The organism is Streptomyces sp. PH10-H1, assembly GCF_030063355.1.
GTDB lineage: Bacteria > Actinomycetota > Actinomycetes > Streptomycetales > Streptomycetaceae > Actinacidiphila.
The window spans coordinates 1-17,177 of sequence record NZ_JASISZ010000059.1; the positions used below are offsets into that span (position 1 = coordinate 1).

Annotated in this window: 14 protein-coding genes; 5 read left to right on the top strand and 9 right to left on the bottom strand. The window is 71.0% G+C overall.

All coding sequences use genetic code 11. From position 1 onward, the window contains the following. Positions 1 to 420: 420 nt before the first annotated feature. Positions 421 to 1,515: a LacI family DNA-binding transcriptional regulator gene (locus tag QMK24_RS29210; RefSeq protein ID WP_283469809.1), complete on the top strand. Its 1,095-nt coding sequence runs from the start codon at positions 421 to 423 to the stop codon at positions 1,513 to 1,515. 47 nt (positions 1,516 to 1,562) lie between these two features. Here QMK24_RS29210 and QMK24_RS29215 read toward each other — a convergent pair whose 3' ends face one another. From QMK24_RS29215 to QMK24_RS29230, 4 genes are all read right to left on the bottom strand, one after another. Further along, on the bottom strand, positions 1,563 to 2,273 hold the full coding sequence (locus QMK24_RS29215; RefSeq protein WP_283469810.1) for a sulfite exporter TauE/SafE family protein: 711 nt from the start codon (positions 2,271 to 2,273) through the stop codon (positions 1,563 to 1,565). Then, positions 2,270 to 3,697 (bottom strand): amidohydrolase family protein, encoded by a 1,428-nt coding sequence (locus QMK24_RS29220; RefSeq protein WP_283469811.1) that lies wholly within the window; start codon positions 3,695 to 3,697, stop codon positions 2,270 to 2,272. The genes QMK24_RS29215 and QMK24_RS29220 overlap by 4 nt, the downstream gene beginning before the upstream one ends. A 47-nt stretch (positions 3,698 to 3,744) precedes the next feature. Further along, complete coding sequence (locus QMK24_RS29225; RefSeq protein ID WP_283469812.1) at positions 3,745 to 5,157, bottom strand: uracil-xanthine permease family protein; 1,413 nt, start codon at positions 5,155 to 5,157, stop codon at positions 3,745 to 3,747. A 295-nt stretch (positions 5,158 to 5,452) separates the two neighbouring features. Further along, the gene (locus tag QMK24_RS29230; RefSeq protein WP_349307875.1) at positions 5,453 to 7,297 is read right to left on the bottom strand and encodes a DUF8508 domain-containing protein; all 1,845 of its coding nucleotides are present in this window, start codon (positions 7,295 to 7,297) and stop codon (positions 5,453 to 5,455) included. 317 nt (positions 7,298 to 7,614) lie between these two features. Here QMK24_RS29230 and QMK24_RS29235 point away from each other — a divergent pair, with 317 nt between their 5' ends. Next, on the top strand, positions 7,615 to 9,114 hold the full coding sequence (locus QMK24_RS29235; RefSeq protein WP_283469813.1) for a hypothetical protein: 1,500 nt from the start codon (positions 7,615 to 7,617) through the stop codon (positions 9,112 to 9,114). Positions 9,115 to 9,175: 61 nt separating this feature from the next. Here the strand turns inward: QMK24_RS29235 and QMK24_RS29240 are convergent, their stop codons facing one another. From QMK24_RS29240 to QMK24_RS29260, 5 genes are all read right to left on the bottom strand, one after another. Beyond that, a complete protein-coding gene (locus QMK24_RS29240; protein ID WP_283469814.1) occupies positions 9,176 to 9,625 on the bottom strand; it encodes a hypothetical protein in 450 nt (149 codons plus the stop codon). 11 nt (positions 9,626 to 9,636) lie between these two features. Next, positions 9,637 to 10,767, bottom strand: a complete 1,131-nt coding sequence (locus tag QMK24_RS29245; RefSeq protein ID WP_283469815.1) for a chymotrypsin family serine protease — start codon at positions 10,765 to 10,767, stop codon at positions 9,637 to 9,639. Between the two features lie 84 nt (positions 10,768 to 10,851). Beyond that, positions 10,852 to 11,085, bottom strand: coding sequence for a hypothetical protein (locus QMK24_RS29250; RefSeq protein WP_283469816.1), 234 nt, complete (start codon positions 11,083 to 11,085; stop codon positions 10,852 to 10,854). A 437-nt stretch (positions 11,086 to 11,522) separates the two neighbouring features. Next, positions 11,523 to 12,809 (bottom strand): TerD family protein, encoded by a 1,287-nt coding sequence (locus tag QMK24_RS29255; protein WP_283469845.1) that lies wholly within the window; start codon positions 12,807 to 12,809, stop codon positions 11,523 to 11,525. A gap of 135 nt (positions 12,810 to 12,944) precedes the next feature. Continuing rightward, positions 12,945 to 13,754 carry an NAD-dependent epimerase/dehydratase family protein gene (locus tag QMK24_RS29260; RefSeq protein WP_283469817.1) on the bottom strand — a complete coding sequence of 270 codons (810 nt, stop codon included), beginning with the start codon at positions 13,752 to 13,754 and terminating at the stop codon, positions 12,945 to 12,947. Between the two features lie 238 nt (positions 13,755 to 13,992). Between QMK24_RS29260 and QMK24_RS29265 the strand changes: the two genes are divergently transcribed. The 3 genes from QMK24_RS29265 to QMK24_RS29275 all read left to right on the top strand — a co-directional run bounded on the left by QMK24_RS29265 (position 13,993) and on the right by QMK24_RS29275 (position 17,136). Next, on the top strand, positions 13,993 to 14,925 hold the full coding sequence (locus tag QMK24_RS29265) for a 5-dehydro-4-deoxyglucarate dehydratase (protein ID WP_283469818.1): 933 nt from the start codon (positions 13,993 to 13,995) through the stop codon (positions 14,923 to 14,925). A 65-nt stretch (positions 14,926 to 14,990) separates the two neighbouring features. Continuing rightward, positions 14,991 to 16,205, top strand: a complete 1,215-nt coding sequence (locus QMK24_RS29270; protein WP_283469819.1) for a hypothetical protein — start codon at positions 14,991 to 14,993, stop codon at positions 16,203 to 16,205. Positions 16,206 to 16,266: 61 nt separating this feature from the next. Next, entirely contained in the window at positions 16,267 to 17,136 is an 870-nt protein-coding gene (locus tag QMK24_RS29275; protein ID WP_349362003.1) for a hypothetical protein, read from the top strand. Positions 17,137 to 17,177: the final 41 nt, after the last annotated feature.

Below are 17,177 nucleotides of genomic sequence, written 5' to 3' on the forward strand. Positions count from 1 at the left end.
CAGCCGCCCCGCCACCCGCCCTCCGCCCCGCCCCCCGGGAAACCTGCGACGGCTGCGACCGCGCCTTCCGCACCCACGACCCGAACGCCCTCTGTGCCGACTGCCGCCGGGAGTCGCCCACCGTCTCCACCGTGGCGGCCTGAGTCCAGGGCCTGGCTCACTGCCCTGGCGTGAGGACATATTGGACAAGCTCACAGAGTTGTTAATCGAAGGGTTCTCCTCGATCCAGTCCAGCACGCTCGTGCTCGGTGATGTGGTCCCAGTCGGTGCGAGACACCGCCATGATCACAAGGGCGGAAGCGGCCCCTGGTCACACCGGACGAGAAGTTCACCTGCCCGTCCTGGTGAGGGAAACTGAAGGAGACTGTCCGGCAACGCGTCGACCGGCCGAATGGACGCGAGCGAGGAGACCGTACGCAGATGACCCCTTCTCTTTCCGGTGCACGGCAGCCGACCATCGCCGATGTCGCCAGGGCCGCGGAGGTGTCGCGGACGACGGTTTCCCATGCGCTCAATGGGCTGGGGAAGGTCGATCCGCGGACGCGTGAGCGGGTCAAGAAGGTCGCGCTGGAGCTCGGCTACCGGCCGAATCTGCGGGCTCAGCGGTTGCGGCGGGGGCAGGCGCAGGCGATTGCGCTGGCTTCGTCGATGCCGCTGGCGGTGGCGGGCGGGCCGTCGCGGCTGGGGTTCTATATGGAGGTGGCGGCGGCGGCCGCCGAGCGGGCGCTCACGCATGGGTTCGCGCTCGTTCTGGTCCCGCCCGTCGAGTCGGGGTCCGGCCTGGAGTCGGTCGACATCGACGGTGCGATCGTCGTCGAGCCCGAGGAGGACGATCCGGTGGTGGCGCGGCTGCGGGAGCGCGGACTGCCCTACGTCGTGCTGGGCGGTCCGGCGGCGGCGCCGGAGGAGGCGCCGTATGTGGACCTGCGGGGTTCCGCGGTCGCGGAGCTGCTGCTCGGGCATCTGCGGGAACAGGGGGCGCGGTATCCGGCGCTCATCACCGGCTCCGGCACCCGGCATTCGTCCGTCGCCGCCCGTGCCGTCTTCGAGCGGCTCGCCGCCGAGGAGGGCCGGCGGCTGCCGTCCGCGGCGGTGCCGGAGCAGGGCGGTGAGCAGGCGGGTTACGACTGCTGCGCCGCGCTGCTGAAGGAGCATCCGCGGATCGACGCCCTGTGCGTGATGGTGGACGCACTGGCCGTCGGCGCGGTCCGCGCGATCACCGACAGCGGGCGCTCCGTGCCGGACGACGTCCTGGTCGTCACCCGGTACGACGGGATCCGGGCCAATACCTGCGAGCCGCCGCTGACCGCCGTTGATCTGCACCTGGACCAGGCCGCGGGCGACGCGGTGGAGTTGTTGCTCGGCCGGCTGCGCGGCGACACCACTCCCGCCGTGCTGCGCGCGCCGGACCCGCGGATCGTGGCCCGTGCCTCCTCGCTGCGCGTCACGTCCCGAGACGTCTCGTCCGGGGGGTCCACGTCCGGGGGCGCAGCGACGAAGGGTGTCACGCCCTGACGTGTCACGTCCGGGCGTCACGTCCCTGGGCGTCACGCCCCCGGGCGTCACGTCCCGACCATGAGGACAACGCCGGAGACGATGGCGAAGGCCAGCACGAAGGCCCGCATCTTCCCGGCGTCGACGCGGTGGTGGACCAGGCGGCTCAGTCCGGCGCCGGCCGCCAGCGCCGGGAGCATCAGGACGGCCGGCCAGAGCTGGGCGGCGTGGCCCCGGCCGGTGGTGAACAGCAGCGCGAGCGAGGCGATCTCGCCGATCAGGAAGCAGACCGCGACCGTGGAGCGCAGCTCCGCCGGCGGGCGGTGCTGGTAGACCAGCGCGAGTGGTGGGCCTCCGACGCCCGTCGCGGTCTCGGTGAATCCCGTGATGACGCCCGCGCTCAGATAGGCCCAGCGCCCGGGGGTGAACGACGGCGCGGCGAGGCTGGCCAGCGCCGCCAGCACGGTCACCACTCCGACGCACAGGCCGATGCTCCGCTCCGGGATCAGCCAGAGGAGCAGCAGTCCGCCCGGTGTCGCCGCGAGGCGGGCGGCCGTGATCCAGCCCGCCCCGCGCAGGTCGAGGCTGCCCCGCTCGCGCCAGGCCACGTAAAGGTTCAGCGGGATCATCGACGCCAGCAGGAACACCGGCAGCAGGCCGGGGGCGACGATCCCGGCCACCGGCGCGACGATGAGCGCGAACCCCAGGCCGCTCGTGCCCTGGACGAACGCCGCGACCGCGACGACGAGGGCGAGGGCCGCGGTCACTTCGGTGCTCATCGCGGCCAACTGCCCTGCCGGGCGCGGTGCTCGGCGGAGGTGGGGTGGACTCGGGTGATGGGCGCCCGCATCGCGATGTCGCGGCCGGTGCGGGCCGCCTGTTCGACGAGCGCCGGGCCGTCCCAGTCGGTCGGCCATCCTCGCCACAGGCGCATTCGGCCCCCCACGAACACGGCGGTGATCTGATCGCGGTTGGCCAGCCGCACCAGCTCCCACGTCAGGTCCCACGACGGGCGCATCTCCGGCCCGGTGACGTCGACCAGGAGGAAGTCCGCGCAGGCGCCCGCGGTGATCGAACCAGTGCGGGCGCCGAGGCCGACGGCGTCGGCGCCCGCACCGGTGGCGTGCTCCAGCCAGGTCCAGCCGGCACCGCACGAGGAGTCGCCGGTGGCGAGGCCGTACGTGAGGCGCTGGGCGAATTCCGCGGCGTCGACCAGCCGGAAGGCGTCGCCCCGGGTCCCGTCGGTGCCCAGGCCGAAGCGGATGCCCATCTCGGCCATCGTGGTCGCCGGGGCCACGGCGTTGCCCTTCCAGGCGCTGGCCACCGGGTTGTAGCTGATCGCCGTCCCCGTGTCATGGAGCAGTGTCAGCTCGGCAGGCGTGAGCAGGGTCGCGTGCGCGCCGAGCAGTTGGGGGCCCAGGGCCCCCGTCCTGTACAGATACTCCAACGGCCGCAGACCGTGCCGGAGCAGGGACCGTTCAACGGCGGCGAGGTGTTCGTTGACGTGGATCTGCACGATCGCGCCGGCCTCGGCGGCCAGCCGGGCGGTGGCGCGCAGGGTGCGTTCCGTCGCGGCTTCGGGGATCGAGACGGCGAGGGACGGGTGGACGAGTTCGTCGCCCTCGTAACGGGCCAGGTGTTTCTCGGCGTTGGCGAGTACGCCCTGCGGGCCTGTGGCCGGGCCGGCGTCCGCGTCGTTGCAGACCAGCCCCAGTACGCAGCGGATCCCGGCGTCGCGGGTGGCCGAGGCGATCGCGTCCACGTCGATCGGGGCGCGGGTGCCCGCGTCGACGACGGTGGTGAAGCCGCCGCGCAGCGCCTCCAACGAGGCCAGCTTCGCGGCGAGATAGGCCGACTCCTCGTCCAGCGCGCTCTCCAGCGGTACCCACACCCGGCGGAATATCTCCGAGGGCTCGCCGAACGCCAGCGAGGAGCCGAAGCTCTGCGTGAGGTGGTGATGGGCGTCGACGAACCCGGGCATCAGCACGACCCCGTCCAGGCGGACCGGCGACAGGTGCGGGTACTCCCGCTCCAACTGCCGTGCCGGGCCGACGGCGAGGAAGGTCCCGTCGGCGACGACCACCGCGTGGTCGCGGACCGGGCCGTCGGGCGACAGCACCACCTCCGGTACCAGCAGCAGCGTCGCGGCACGCAGCTCGGCAGGTAGCTCGGCACGCAGACGGTTGGGAGTCGGGTTGGTCATGTCTCTCATTTCGTACGGGGGCAGGCGAAGGTGCGGGCACGCGCGGGTCACTGCGGCGAGGCCACGCCCGGTCGGTCGTCCTGGGTGCGGGCCCGGCCGAAGGCCGGGGTGGGGAAGCCGGCGGTGGGCATCCGGTCGGCGGCGGATCCGCGCTGGAAGGGCGACCGCACGTGGTGGAACAGCGCGTTGAGCAGGGCGGCGGTGAACGCGCCGACCGCCACGCCGCTCTCCAGCAGGATCCGGATGTTGGGTGAGAACCGGCCGTAGACGCCGGGGATGAGGATCGGCAGCAGGCCCAGCGCGAGCGCGACGGCGCAGATGAACGTGTTGGTGTGGTCGTCGAGGTGGCTGCGGCTGAGCATCTGCATGCCGAGCACGGCCACCACACCGAAGACGACCATCGCGGTGCCGCCCACCACCGCCGAGGGGATCGCGATGATCACCCTGGTGATCGGCGCCAGGACGCCGATGACGATGAGCACCAGGCCGGCTGCCACCGTGACGAACCGGCTGCGCACCCCGGTGATCCGTACGATCCCGATGTTCTCGCCGCTGGTGACCATCAGCGGCAGGCCGAAGAAGCCGCCGAGGAACGAGACGACCGCGTCGCCCCGGATGGTTTTGGGCGCGTCACGCCGCGCGTCGGTCTCCTTGCCGACGGCCTCGCCGTTGATGACCGTCTGCCCGGTGGCCTCGGCCATCGAGGCGAGGCTGTAGAGCAGCAGCGGCAGCGAGGCGAGCAGGCTGAACTGGGGGGTGCCGAAGGGCAGCAGCTGCGGCATGTGCAGCAGCCCGCCGCCACTCGTGCCGCCGGAGTGGAGTCCGCCGAGAAGGAACGCCAGCGCCGTACCGGTGACCAGGCCGAGCATGACGGCGAGTTGGCGCAGCACGCCGGTGAACAGCCAGTAGAAGGCGATGATGAAGCCGATGGTGGCCAGCCCCAGCAGGAGATTGCGGGTGTCGCCGAAGGCGGGGGAGCCCGGCTTGCCGGTGACCAGCAGTGCCCCCACCTTCACGAGGTTGACGCCGACGATCACGATCATCGTCCCGATGACGAGCGTGGGGAAGAACTTCAGCAACCGGGAGAAGACCGGCAGTACGACGAAGTAGAAGACGCCGGTGAGGATCACCGCGCCGGTCGCGGTGCGCACCCCGTGCTCCTGGGCGATCGCCAGGAAGAGCACGAGCGGGGCACCACCGGGAAGCATGACGAACGGCAGCCGGGACCCGACTCCCCAGGGGCCCAGCGACTGGAGCAGCGTTCCGACTCCGGAGAGCACGAACGCGGCCGACAGCAGATTGACCGTCAGATCCGCGGAGAGACCGAGCGTGGCACTCACCAGGAACACACTCGAGATGGGCGTCGCGGCCATGACGAGGACGTGCTGGATGCCGAAAAGCAGCATCTTTTGCAGCGGACGGCACTCGTCCACGGGGTGCTTGGCGCTGGGGATGGACACGGTCGAACTCCGTTCGGCTCGCTCCGGCTCTGGCCGCCGGTCCGGCCCCGGGAAGGGTCGAATCGTTGGGGCCAAATCGATTTGGCCGTCAGTATGTGAGCCGTGTGAGGCGAGAGTCAAGGGATCGGACGGTCCGGGACGAAGCGAAGCCCGCACCGGGGCGGGTGCCCTGACCGGCACGGCGCAAGCCCCCAGGAGCGGAAACGGCCGCGCCCCCGCGAGCACAAGGCTTCGCGGGGGGCGCGGTGTACGGGGCGCGGTGTACGGAGGAGGCGCGAGTAAGCGCCGGACGGCGTTACGGCTTGATGCGGACGATCTGCGGGTCGTGGTCGCTCGCCTGGTCGGCGAACTCGGCGTTGATGTGCACGACGTCGTAGTCCGGCGAGCCGAGGGACGGGCTGACGAGGATGTGGTCCAGGACCTGGGAGTTGCCCTGGAAGACGTAGGAGTAGCGCTCGCTGGGGCACAGGGTCAGGACGAGGTCCTTCAGGGCGCGGCCCTCGGTGAGCCTGAGGCCGGCGGCGGAGAACTCGTAGTCGTTGATGTCGCCGAGGACGACGACCTTGGCCTCCTTCTGGACGGCCTGGATCTGGTGCACGAAGGTGTTGACGAGAACGGCCTGCTGCAGGCGCTTGGTCTCCGAGCTGCGCACCACCGGCTGGAAGCGGCTGGTCAGGGCGTTGTCGCCGCCCTTGGAAGCGAAGTGGTTGGCGATGACGATGACGGGCTTGCCGCGGAAGGTGAATTCGCCGGCGAGCGGCTTGCGGCTGTCGGCCCAGGCGGTGTCGCCGGGGGCGATACGGCCGGGGGAGACGCTGAGGGCGGCCTTGCCGTGGTTGTTGGCGACCCAGACGGGGGTCGTCGCGTCGCCGCCGGGCCGGTCGGTGAAGGAGACCCGGTCGGCGTTGAAGAGGAAGACCTGGCGGATGTTGCCGCCGGGCTCGCCGCCGTCGGTGCCGTTCGTCGGGTCGATGGAGCGCCACTGGTAGCGCGGGCCGCCGGCGGCGACGATCGCGTCGATGAACTGGCCCACGGTCTTGTCGGCGGCGACCGTACCGTCGTTGACGGCGCCGTTGTTGTCCTGGATCTCCTCCAGGGCGACGATGTCGGGCGAGGCGAGGTGAGTGACGACCCCCGCGGCGAGGCGGTCGAACTTGGCCTGCGGGTCGGACGGGTCGAGGTTCTGGACGTTGTACGTGGCGACCGCCAGCTCGCCGTTCTTCTGCTTGCGGGTGGTCTCCGGCTGCAGGCCGTTGTTCTTGACGGTGCCGATGGCGCGGGCGGCGAGGGTGTAGCCGCCGAACTGGTTGAAGTCCAGCGGGCCTTCGGTGGTGCCGGTGAGCACATCGCCGACGTTCGCGGCCGGGAAGGGCTGCTGGGCGGTCGGGATCAGGGACTGGATCTGCAGCCGGCCGGAGTTCTGGCCGGTGTACGAGCCGTAGACGGTGCCGCCGCGCGGGGACGGGTTCTCCTGGGGCTTCACCGTCACCCACAGCTCGGAGTACGGGTCGGTGGCGCCGACCACGCGGGCGTCGGCGACCAGGACGTTCATGCCCTCCAGGGACTCGTACAGGTCCAGGGCGTACGTGGCCGGGCGCAGCGGCAGGGCCTCGATGCTGTTGGTGGCCGCCGGGTCGCCGGCCGGGGTGTACGCGGCGGGAATGGCGGCGTTGTCCAGGACCACCGGGGCGGGCAGCGCGTTGCCGGAGGAGACCACGGTCACCACCGGCTTGGTGATCTCCGTGACGGACTGGCCGCCGGCGGCCTTGCCGCCCGGGTAGAACTCGCTGACCGTGCCCGAGACCAGCACCGAGTCGCCGATCGCCACCGTCGGGCTGGCGCTGGTGAAGACGAAGACGCCCTCACTGGTCGCCGGGTCCTCGTCCGGCGTCGGGTCCTGGATCCAGAAGCCCTTGGAGGAGCCGTAGGCGCGGACGCCGGTGACGATGCCGGGGACCGCGCTGACGGCCTGGCCGCTCAGCGGGGATATCCGGGTGGCGCCCTGGATGTCGTGGATACGCACGCCATCGGCGGCGGAAGCGGTGGTGCCCGCGTTCGCGTTCGCGGACTGCGGCATGGCGAGCAGCCCGGCCGCGAGAGCGGCGGCGGCGATGGCGCCGATGGTGCGAGGGGTGGTCAACGTGGCCTCCGTGAGAGGTACCGGCGAGCGCGTCACCGCTCTGCGGTCAACGGTCTGCGGGCAAAGGTCTACGCGCGTCAATTTCCTTGCCTGGCAGGCCTGTTGTCAAGAGCCTGTCAGGGGAGGACAGGGGAACGAACGCCGACCGGCGGATGAATCCGCCGTGCCGTGCGCCAACCCGCCCGGGGCCTGTCCGGCCGGTCCGGGCCAGGCGTCGCGGACCCGCCCATGATCCGCCGGACAGGCCCTAGGCTTGGGTCGCGCGGCGCCACGAGCGCGGTGCCTTCACCCCCACCACTGTTGAGGAGAACCCCGTCATGGCCGCTGACCGCCTCGCCCTGCCGCCGGTGCGGCTGCTTCCCGAGGACGAGCTGGCACGGCTCGCGCTCGCCGTACCGCTGCTGGAGCGCGCGGTCCGGCTGGCGCGTTGGGCCGGTCCTGAGACGCGGGTCGACGTCATGGGCGAGCTGACGCAGGACGACCGGCTGCGCGCCGCGGCCGAGCTCGGCATCGAGGCCTACGAGGACGGACTCGCCGAGACCTCGCAGGCCTGGGGCATCGCGATCGACACCGGCCTGGTCGAGCTGGAGATCGACGAGGCCGCGGGCGAGGCCACGGAACCCGGCGAGCCCGCGGGCAAGGCGCTGCCCGGCGAGGCGCTCGCGCAACTGACCGCCGGAGAGCCGCAGGACGTCCTGGAGGTGTGGCTGGCCACGGCGGAGACCGCGCTCGCCGAGGCCGCCTCACCGGACTTCGAAGGGCTGCGCGCCGCGATCGGCGGGGACGACCAGGACGGCGAGGACGGCGTACTGGACCTCGACGCCCTCGACTGGGACCCCGAGGAGGAGTCCGAGTTCCTCGACGCGGCGCTCGCCAACCTGTACGCGTACAGCGCGATGGAGGAGGACGGGCACGAATCCGTACCGCTGCCCGTCCTGGCGGCCTCGCTCGTCGTCCCCGAGGACATGGACGACCCGACGGACGCCATCCTCGAAGAGGTCACCGAGGTCATGATGCGCCTCGACGACCACTTCCGGCTGCTCGCCCCCACCGGGCTGATCGAGTATCAGCCGGTCGACGACGCGCTGATCGAGGAGACGGACGAGGAGGAGGCGGAAGCCCTCTCCGGCGAACTCGACCCCGAGGAGATCTCCCGCTACGGCATGGTCAGGCTCACCCCGCTCGGGGTGTTCGGGGTGCGCGCCCGGCTGCTCGACGCGGGGGCCCACGCGCCCGCCACCGGCGACCTCACCGACCGGACCGCGGACGTGCTGCTGGACGCGCTGACCGACTACCCGGACCAGGCGGCCCGCGCCGAGGCCGAACTCTGGCTGAGCGGCCGTGAGCCCGGCGCCGCCGCGCGCGAACTCCTCGCGGCCTCCACCGGCGACGACCTGGGAGCGCCCGGCCGCCGGCTGATGTGCCAGCAGACCCTCAGCCTGCTCGGCCCCGAGGCCGAACCCGCGCTGCGCGACGTACTCGACGACCGTCAGATCGGCGGGCTGGCCCGGGTGTGGCTGACCGAACGCGGAGCGGGCGACGTCCCGGCGCCGGACGAGGCGATGGTGTTCTGGCTGACCGTCGACACCCTGGCCGCGCAACTCGACGCGGACAGCGGCCCCGAGCTGCTCGGCGAACTCGTGCGCGACCTCGTCGCGCAGCACGACGGTTTCTTCGAGGCGGTGTGGCGCGTCGACCACCCGGCCACCTCGGACGTCCTGGAGGCGATGGGACGGCTCCACCCCGACAAGGCCATCGCCAAGACCGCCCGCAAGGCCGCGTTCAAGGCCCGCTCGAAAGCGGGCTCCGAAGGCTAGGGCCGGCGCCGGCCGGGCTCAGTTTTCGAGCCCGGCCGGCGATTGAGGGATGGGATCCCGATCAGCACTCGTACTTCGTCGTGTGCTTGAACGAGGACGACGCCCCGTCGAATCCGTAGGTGCCACGGTAGGCCGGCGGGTTCTGGTACTCGCCGACGATCGTGATGGTGCTGGCGCAGGAACCCTGCCCCGACCGCTTCGCGTCGAGCTTGATCTGCTCGCCGAGGTAGCCGCCGGTGATGTCCCACGGCGCTCCGCAGATGCCGGAGATGATCTGACCGCCGGTGATCACATGCGGGTAGGTGTTGGGGTTGTAGGTGACTTCGATGCCGAAGGTCACCGCGCCATTGTGCAGTTCGAGCTTCGCCGAGGTCTCGACCGCTTTCGCGGACACCTCGGTCTGTGCTCCGAACGCCTCGTCGCGGGTCTTGACCTCGGCGCCCTGGGGGTTGATGAACCGATACTCGGAACGCTGCTGACGTTGCTTCTTCTGCTGCGCTTGGGTCGTCATGATTCCCCCTCTCAGGCCAGCTGCTCGGCGATTTCGACGCGAAGCAGAGCGCGTACGTTCTCGATGTGATTGAGAACGGTGACGGTGTTCGAGCCCGCGAAGAGCAGGCCCATGGCGACGCTGTCGAGCGAGGTCACCAGGGAACCGGAGTCGCCGCCCGCGGAGATGCTGGTCGTGAGGATCTGGTCCTTGAACCGGGCGGTGCCGGCGGTGCCGTAATTGACGTCGATGACGGCGTCGATCGCGACGATCCGGCCGATGGTGAGATTGGTGGTCCGGCCGCTCTTCTTGACCAGGTCGCCGACGGCCACATTGGCCTTGCGGCGCCAGGCGCGCGGTGCGCCGCTGAAGTACTGCTCCCGGGTGGCGTCCTGGAACTCCACCTGGCCGAGCGCGCAGTCGACCACGTTGTTCTGCTGGTCGAGCGGGGTCTGCGGGGCGAACTGGACCGGGATGAAGCGGCTCAATGTCGCGATCCGGTCGGCCGGGTCCTGTCCGCCGTCGAAAACGCCGGGCTGCACGATCGACGAGCCGATCTGTGCCCGGTTGGAGTCGGCGAGGACGTGGTTGTTGCTGAGGATGTAGAACTGCGCGGGCGAACCGATGCCGGGTCCCGGCGGGTCGGTGGTGGCACCGGGCAGGAAGTCGTACACCACGCTGCCCAGCGTGCCGGCCGTCACCGCGACATTGCCGACCGAGAAGCCGGACGGCGCGGGGCGCATACGGCGCTTGAGCACCTGCGGCTCCGTCAGGCTCAGGCCCAGTTCCTCCAGCTGTAACTGCTGGTCCGACAGGGTGCCGTCGGCTCGGAACGGGGAGCCGTCACGCTGGAGTTCACGGTGCTGCCGCTGCTGGGCGGCGACATGTCCGACGGCCAGCACATCGGTCGGAGTGCCGTCGTCCATCTGACGCGGAATCACATCGCGTTCGGGAAGCATCGACTCGGGGAGCTTCTGCGTCACGAAGACGAGGACCGCCTCTTCGCCCGTCGGCTGTCCGCCGGTCCACTTCACGCCGTGGCCGAAGCCGACGACGTTGGAGAGCGGAGACTGCGGCCGGAGGAAATCGGAGAGTGCCTGACGCTTGGAGGAATCGCTTACGTGCCCCCCGGTGGGACCACGCATCATCTCGGGCCGGCTCATGCCGGACCACCTCTTCCTCATTTTCTTTTTCCGGAATTCGCGGTTCCGGCGCCACATGGGCGTCGCGGCAGACCATGCGCAGAATTAATCGTTCTGTGCGGTCACTTCGCCGATGGCGAGCACGCGCACCGGCACGCCGTCCAATTCGGTCGGAACCACATCTTCAACTCGGAGGTCGGCAAGGGGCACTTTCCGGGTGACGAAGACGACAATGACGTCCTCACCCGAGTGCTCGTCCCTCCCGGTGCCGACCCCGGTCACGTTGGCCAGCTTGAGAAGCCGGTCCTCATGTAGGAGGCGGGCCTGTTTCACGTTCACCGGCTCGCCCTCCCCGCGGTTGCTTGCGGATACCTCAGGTCTATGTCCCTGCGCGGCGGCGGTCAAGTGTTCTCGCATGAAATCTTGCAGTAAAGGGTATTGGTCAGTTCTTGGCCTTGTATACGAAGATTCTTTACGAGTTGTTGAGCTCATCAATATGTTGCCTGCCCGTGGCCGAATGCAGTTCATGTTGCCGTCGGGCGCCGCGCGCCCGAGCTGGGCCACGGCCCGATCGTCGAGGACCCGCAGGGCCTGCTCGGGCTGCCGGCGGGTTTCTCGGCCGCACCGGTGCCGCTCATCGAAGGTCTGGTCTACGACCCGACGGCCACACTCTGTTCGCCAACATCCAGGAGCCGGGGATCATGCTGGCGATCACCGGCCCCTGGCGGCGGCAGAAGCGCTGCTGACCCGATGGATCCGGGCCGGCCGCGGTGCAGTCAGAGCGCCGCGGCGGCCGGCTTCACCATGCCCTTGGCGGTGCGGGAGTCGACGAACTCGCCCAGGGCGGTCATCTCCCACTCGCCCGAGAACTGCTTGATCATCTTGCACATCAGGACCCCGGTGCGGGCCTCGCCGTTCGTCAGGTCGAAGCGCACCAGCTCCTCGCCGGTGGCGCCGTCCAGGAGTCGGCAGTACGCCTTGGCCACCTTGTTGAACTTCTGCCCGGAGAACGAGTTGACGGTGAAGACGAGACCGGTGACCTCGGGGGGCAGGCCGCCGAGGTGGACGGTGATCGACTCGTCGTCGCCCGCGCCCGCGCCGGTGAGGTTGTCGCCGGCGTGCTGGATGGCGCCGTTGATGATGCTGAGCCGGCCGAAGTAGCAGGTCTCGATGTGGTTGCGGTTCGGGCCGTAGGCGATGACGGACGCGTCCAGGTCGATGGCCTTGCCGCCGAAGGCGGGCTCCCAGCCGAGGCCCATCTTCACGGAGGACATCAGCGGCTTGCCGCCCTTGACCAGGGAGACGGACTGGTTCTTCTGGAGGCTGACCCGGCCCTTGTCGAGGTTGATCTTCCCGGGCGCGGGCGGCGCGGCCGGGGCGGCGGGCGGGGCCGGGGGCTGCGGCGGGAGAGTGCTCGGCATGGCGGGCGGCGGGCCGAAGCCCTGCGGGGGAGCGGGCGGCGCCTGGGGCGCCATGGGCGCCTGCGGTGCGGCGGGCGCCTGCGGTGCGGCGGGCGCCTGCGGTGCGGCGGGCGCCTGCGGTGCGGCGGGCGCCTGCGGTGCGGCGGCGGGTTCCTCCACGCTCACCCCGAAGTCGGTGGCGATGCCGGACAGCCCGTTCGAGTACCCCTGGCCGACAGCGCGCACCTTCCACGCACCGCCGCGCCGGTAGACCTCGGCGACCACGAGCGCGGTCTCCGCGCCGAGTTTGGGCGGAGTGAAGGTGGCGAGCACGGTGCCGCTGTCGGCATCGCGGATCGTGGCGGTCGGTTCCGTGCCGGAGAAGGTGGCACCCGCCGCATCCAGGCTCGCCGTCACGACGATCTTCTCGATCCCGTCGGGGACGGCCCCGGTGTCCACGGTGATGCTGTCGGGCGCCGTGCCGCCGCCCGAGCGGTGGGTCACGCCCGGTCCGTTCGGCTGGTTGTAGAAGACGAAATCGTCGTCCGAGCGCACCTTGCCCTCGGGGGTGAGGAGCAGGCCCGACACGTCGAGCCGCACGGGTGCGGAGACGTCCACCGCCACGCGGGGTACGGAGAGCGGGACATTCGAGCCGGGTGTCATTGCGGTCATGCACCCGTAACGATCGGCCCGGCTTTGCGGTTCCATTACCTTGCGTCACCTACGGGGAATGGCCTAGCGATACGGCCCGGGCCGCCCCGGAGCGGCCTGATACGGCTCAGTGGGCCCCGGCGCGGCTCAGTACGGCCAGACCGGTGGGTGGGTGCAGAAGTGGCCGCCGAGGTGGGCGTGGTCGGGGTTCGCGGGGTCGAGTTCGCCCTGTTCCGCGATGAGGTCGGCCGCGTAGGGCTCGGAGTCGTCCTGGGGGTCGTAACCGAGCGCGCGGGCGCTCGTCAGGTCCCACCAGATGCGGGTGTTCGCCGAGCTGCCGTAGGCGACGGTGTGCCGGACGTCCTCGGCGGTGAGCGCGGCGTGCAGCAGCCGGGCGCAGTCGGCGGGGCTCATCCATACCGAGAGCATCCGCACGGAGGTCGGCCGGGGGAAGCAGGAGCCGATCCGCAGCGAGACGGTCTCCATGCCGTGCAGGTCCCAGTAGAGGGAGGCGAGGTCCTCGCCGAAGCACTTCGACAGCCCGTAGAAGGTGTCGGGGCGGCGCGGGGTGTCGACGGGGATGAGCGGGTCGTCACCGGTGGGGCGCGGGGTGAAGCCGACCGCGTGGTTGCTGGAGGCGAAGACGACACGCCGGACGCCCTCCTGGCGCGCGGCCTCGTAGAGGTGGTAGGTCCCTTCGATGTTGGAACGGAGGATCTTCTCGAACGGGGCTTCCAGGGAGATGCCCGCGAGGTGGATGATCGCGTCGACACCCCTGACCGCTTCGCGCAGCGCGCCGGTGTCCGCGAGATCGGTGGTGATGGCGTCCGGCGCGCCGTCGACGGGAAGGACGTCCAGCAGACGGAGCTCGTAGCCGTATGCGGGGAGCAGACCGCGCATCAGGGTGCCCAGGCCGCCGGCGGCGCCGGTGAGCAGGATGGTGCGGGGAGCGGGCATGAGGGTTCTCCTCTGTCTCTGAGCTGTCCCTGAGCTGCCTCTGATGCTATCGCTGGGCATATCCATGGACGGCATTCATATCCTTGGACAGGCTAAGGAGTGCCCATCCCACCGTCAAGGCGTGTTCGTTCGCTTGACCGGCGCGGTAGGACTCGCCTAGCGTGGCAGCGTTCACGAATATGGACGTTAATCAGAAGAGCGCACAGCAGAAGAGCGCACAGACCTTCAAGGGGACCCGATGACCTCAGCCTCACTTGCCGAGCGCCTCGACGGCCTGCTGTTCTTCCCCGTGACCGCCTACGGCCCGGACGGTGAGCTGGATCTCGACATCTTCCGCGCGCACGTGCGCGAAGGCATCGAAGCGGGCGCGGCGGCGGTCTTCGCCTGCTGCGGGACGGGCGAGTTCCACGCGCTCACCCCCGAGGAGTTCCAGGCCTGCGTCGCCGCCGCGGTCGAGGTGTCGGCGGGCCGGGTGCCGGTCGTCGCGGGCGCCGGCTACGGGACCGCGCTCGCGGTGCGGTTCGCGCGGCTGGCCGAGGAGGCGGGCGCGGACGGACTGCTCGCCATGCCGCCCTACCTCGTCGTGCCCGACCAGGCCGGCCTGCTGCGGCACTACTCCGGGCTCGCCGCCGGTACCGGGCTCGACATCATCGTCTACCAGCGCGACAACGCGGTCTTCGCCCCCGAGACCGTCGTCGAACTGGCCAGGATCCCCAACATCATCGGCCTCAAGGACGGCCTCGGCGACCTCGACCTGATGCAGCGGATCATCAGCGAGGTGCGCACCGGCCTTCCCGAGCGCGACTTCCTTTACTTCAACGGCCTGCCCACCGCCGAACTCACCGGCCTCGCCTACCGCGGCATCGGCGTCCTGCTGTACTCCTCGGCGGTCTTCTGCTTCGCGCCCGAGATCGCCCTCGCCTTCCACAAGGCGCTGAACACCGGTGACGACAAGACCGTCAACAAGCTCATCGACGGCTTCTACCGGCCGCTCGTCTCGCTGCGCACCCAGGGCCGCGGTTACGCGGTCTCGCTGGTGAAGGCCGGTGTCCGGCTGCGCGGTCTGGACGTCGGCGAGGTGCGCTCGCCGCTCGTCGAGCCCGCGCCCGCTCATGTCAAGGAGCTTGCCGAACTGATCGAGCGCGGAATGGCGCTGTTGAGCGACAGCTGACGAACGGGTGCCCGGTGCGACAGCATCGGGCACGCGTGTGCCGACCCGCTGCTTGAGGAGCCAAGTTGAGAGCCTCCGCCTTCGTCTACCCGTGGGACGTCGTCGGTGACCCGGACGCCCCGCGCCGGATCGCCGACCTCGGCGTCCAGCAGGTCACGCTCGCCTCCGCCTACCACTCCACCCGCGCCCTGACCCCCCGCCATCCGCGGCAGCGCATCGTCACGGCGCGGCACGCGGCGGTGCTCTACCCGCCGGATCCCCGGCGCTGGAGCGGGCGTTCGCTGCGCCCGTACCCGCAGGCGTGGGTTCCCGCGACGGACGCCTACGGGGAGGCGGCCGCGGCGCTGTCGGCGGCTGGGCTGTCCGTCCACTCGTGGGTGGTCCTCGCGCACAACTCCCGGCTGGGCGAGGAGTTCCCGCGCACCTCCGTGCGCAACGCGTACGGCGACCGCTACTCGTGGGCGCCCTGCATCGCCCAGCCCGAGGTGCGCGCCTACGCCGCCGACCTCGCGGTGGAGGCGGCGGTCCGGCCGGGCACCGACGGCACCGAACTGGAGTCCTGCGGCTGGTACGGCCTCGCCCATCTGCACGGGCACGACAAGATCGGCGGAGTGCCGCTCGGCGGGGCGGCCCAGTACCTGATGTCGCTGTGCTTTTGCCGCACCTGCCGGGACGGCTACGCGGGGCTCGGCCAGGACGCCGACGCGCTGCAGAGCGCGGTGAAGGCCGCGCTGGTGCCCGTCTGGTCCGGCGAGCGCGAGCCCGGCCCCACCGACCGCGCGGCCGAGTGGGCCGAGGTCGAGAAGCTGCTCGGCGCGGACCTGGCCGGCGCGACGCTGTCCTGGCGCGCCATGGTGGCCCGCCACTTCCAGCGGGAGATCGTGGCCGCGGTCCGCGCCGGGGCCGGCCCCGGCTTCCAGATCCTGCTGCACGCCGACCCCGGGCCGCACCGGACGGGCGCGAACGTCGGCGTCGACGCGGAGGACGTGCTCGCGCACGCCGACGGCCTGGTCCTGCCCTGCGCCGGCGGCACGGCCGAACGGGCCGCCGTGCTCAGCCCCTTCGCCCCCCACCTGCGCCCGGACACCGTCCTCGCCGCCAACTTCTCGGTCGTCACCGGCATGGGCGGCAGCCCCCGCACCCTGGCCGCCGACCTGGCCCACGCCGCCGCCCTCGGCGCCACCGAGGCACGGCTCTACCACGCGGGCCTGGCGTCCGACGCGGACCTGCGAGCCGTCCGCTCGGCCCTCGAAGCCCTGCGGTCAACGCCCGACTTGTAGCTTCCAACATTGGCCTGTACAACTGCCCTCACGTGCCGAAACAGCCTGTGGGGGGCCTTCCGTGACCACCGAACCACCCGCTTCCGGGGAGCCGTCCGAGATATCGGACGACGTATGGGAGAAGTTCGTCCAGGACACCGAACGCGATATCCGGGCGGATGCTCCCAAGGAGCCGTCGGCACGCGCCCCGATGGTCACCGAACGGCTCCGGCGCGAGGCGGAACTCGCCGAGCAGCAGCAGAAGAAGAACAAGCGGTGGGGGCGGAGCGCGAAGGCGAAGCAGCCGGCGGAGCCGCCGGGCTGGCGCACCGGTCCCGCCTGGCAGGACATGGACGGCCGGGCGTCCCGGCGCCGCCGGCTGCGCGGAGCGCTGGGTGTGGCGCTGGCTGTCGTGGTCGTCCTGGTGGCCCTCAATCCGTCCGCCGCGGCGGACTGGCTGCACGGCGACTTCGGCACGTCCGGCACGTCCGGCACGTCCGGGGACTCAAGCGACGCGGTCGGCTACCGCTCCGACAGCTCCGGCCGGCCCACCGCCGGGTCCACCACCCTCCCCCCGGAGACGGCGCCGCCCACGGCCGCTCCGCCCGTCGACCCGCTGGCGGACACCCCGACGCTCGCAGAGCCCTTCCGAGGCTCGCCGGCCCTCCAGTACGCGGACGGTGCTGCCGGGATCGTCCTGCCCGCTGCCAAGCCGGTCGGCCGGATGACGCGCAAGCAGGTGGAGTCCGCGCTGAGCTGGACCAAGGAGTTCCTGGTCGACACGAACCTCAACCCGGCGACGCTGCGCGGGGAGCGCCCGCAGATCGCGATGGGCCTGGTCGACCCCTTGCAGACGGAGATCACCTCGCGCTGGGACGCCTCCTTCCGCAAGCCCGACAAGGAGCACGACCCGTTGCTCGTCGTGAGCCGGTTCAACCCGGCTCAGGTGTAGACGGTCGGCAGCGTGATCAAGACGCGCGGCCTGATCACGTT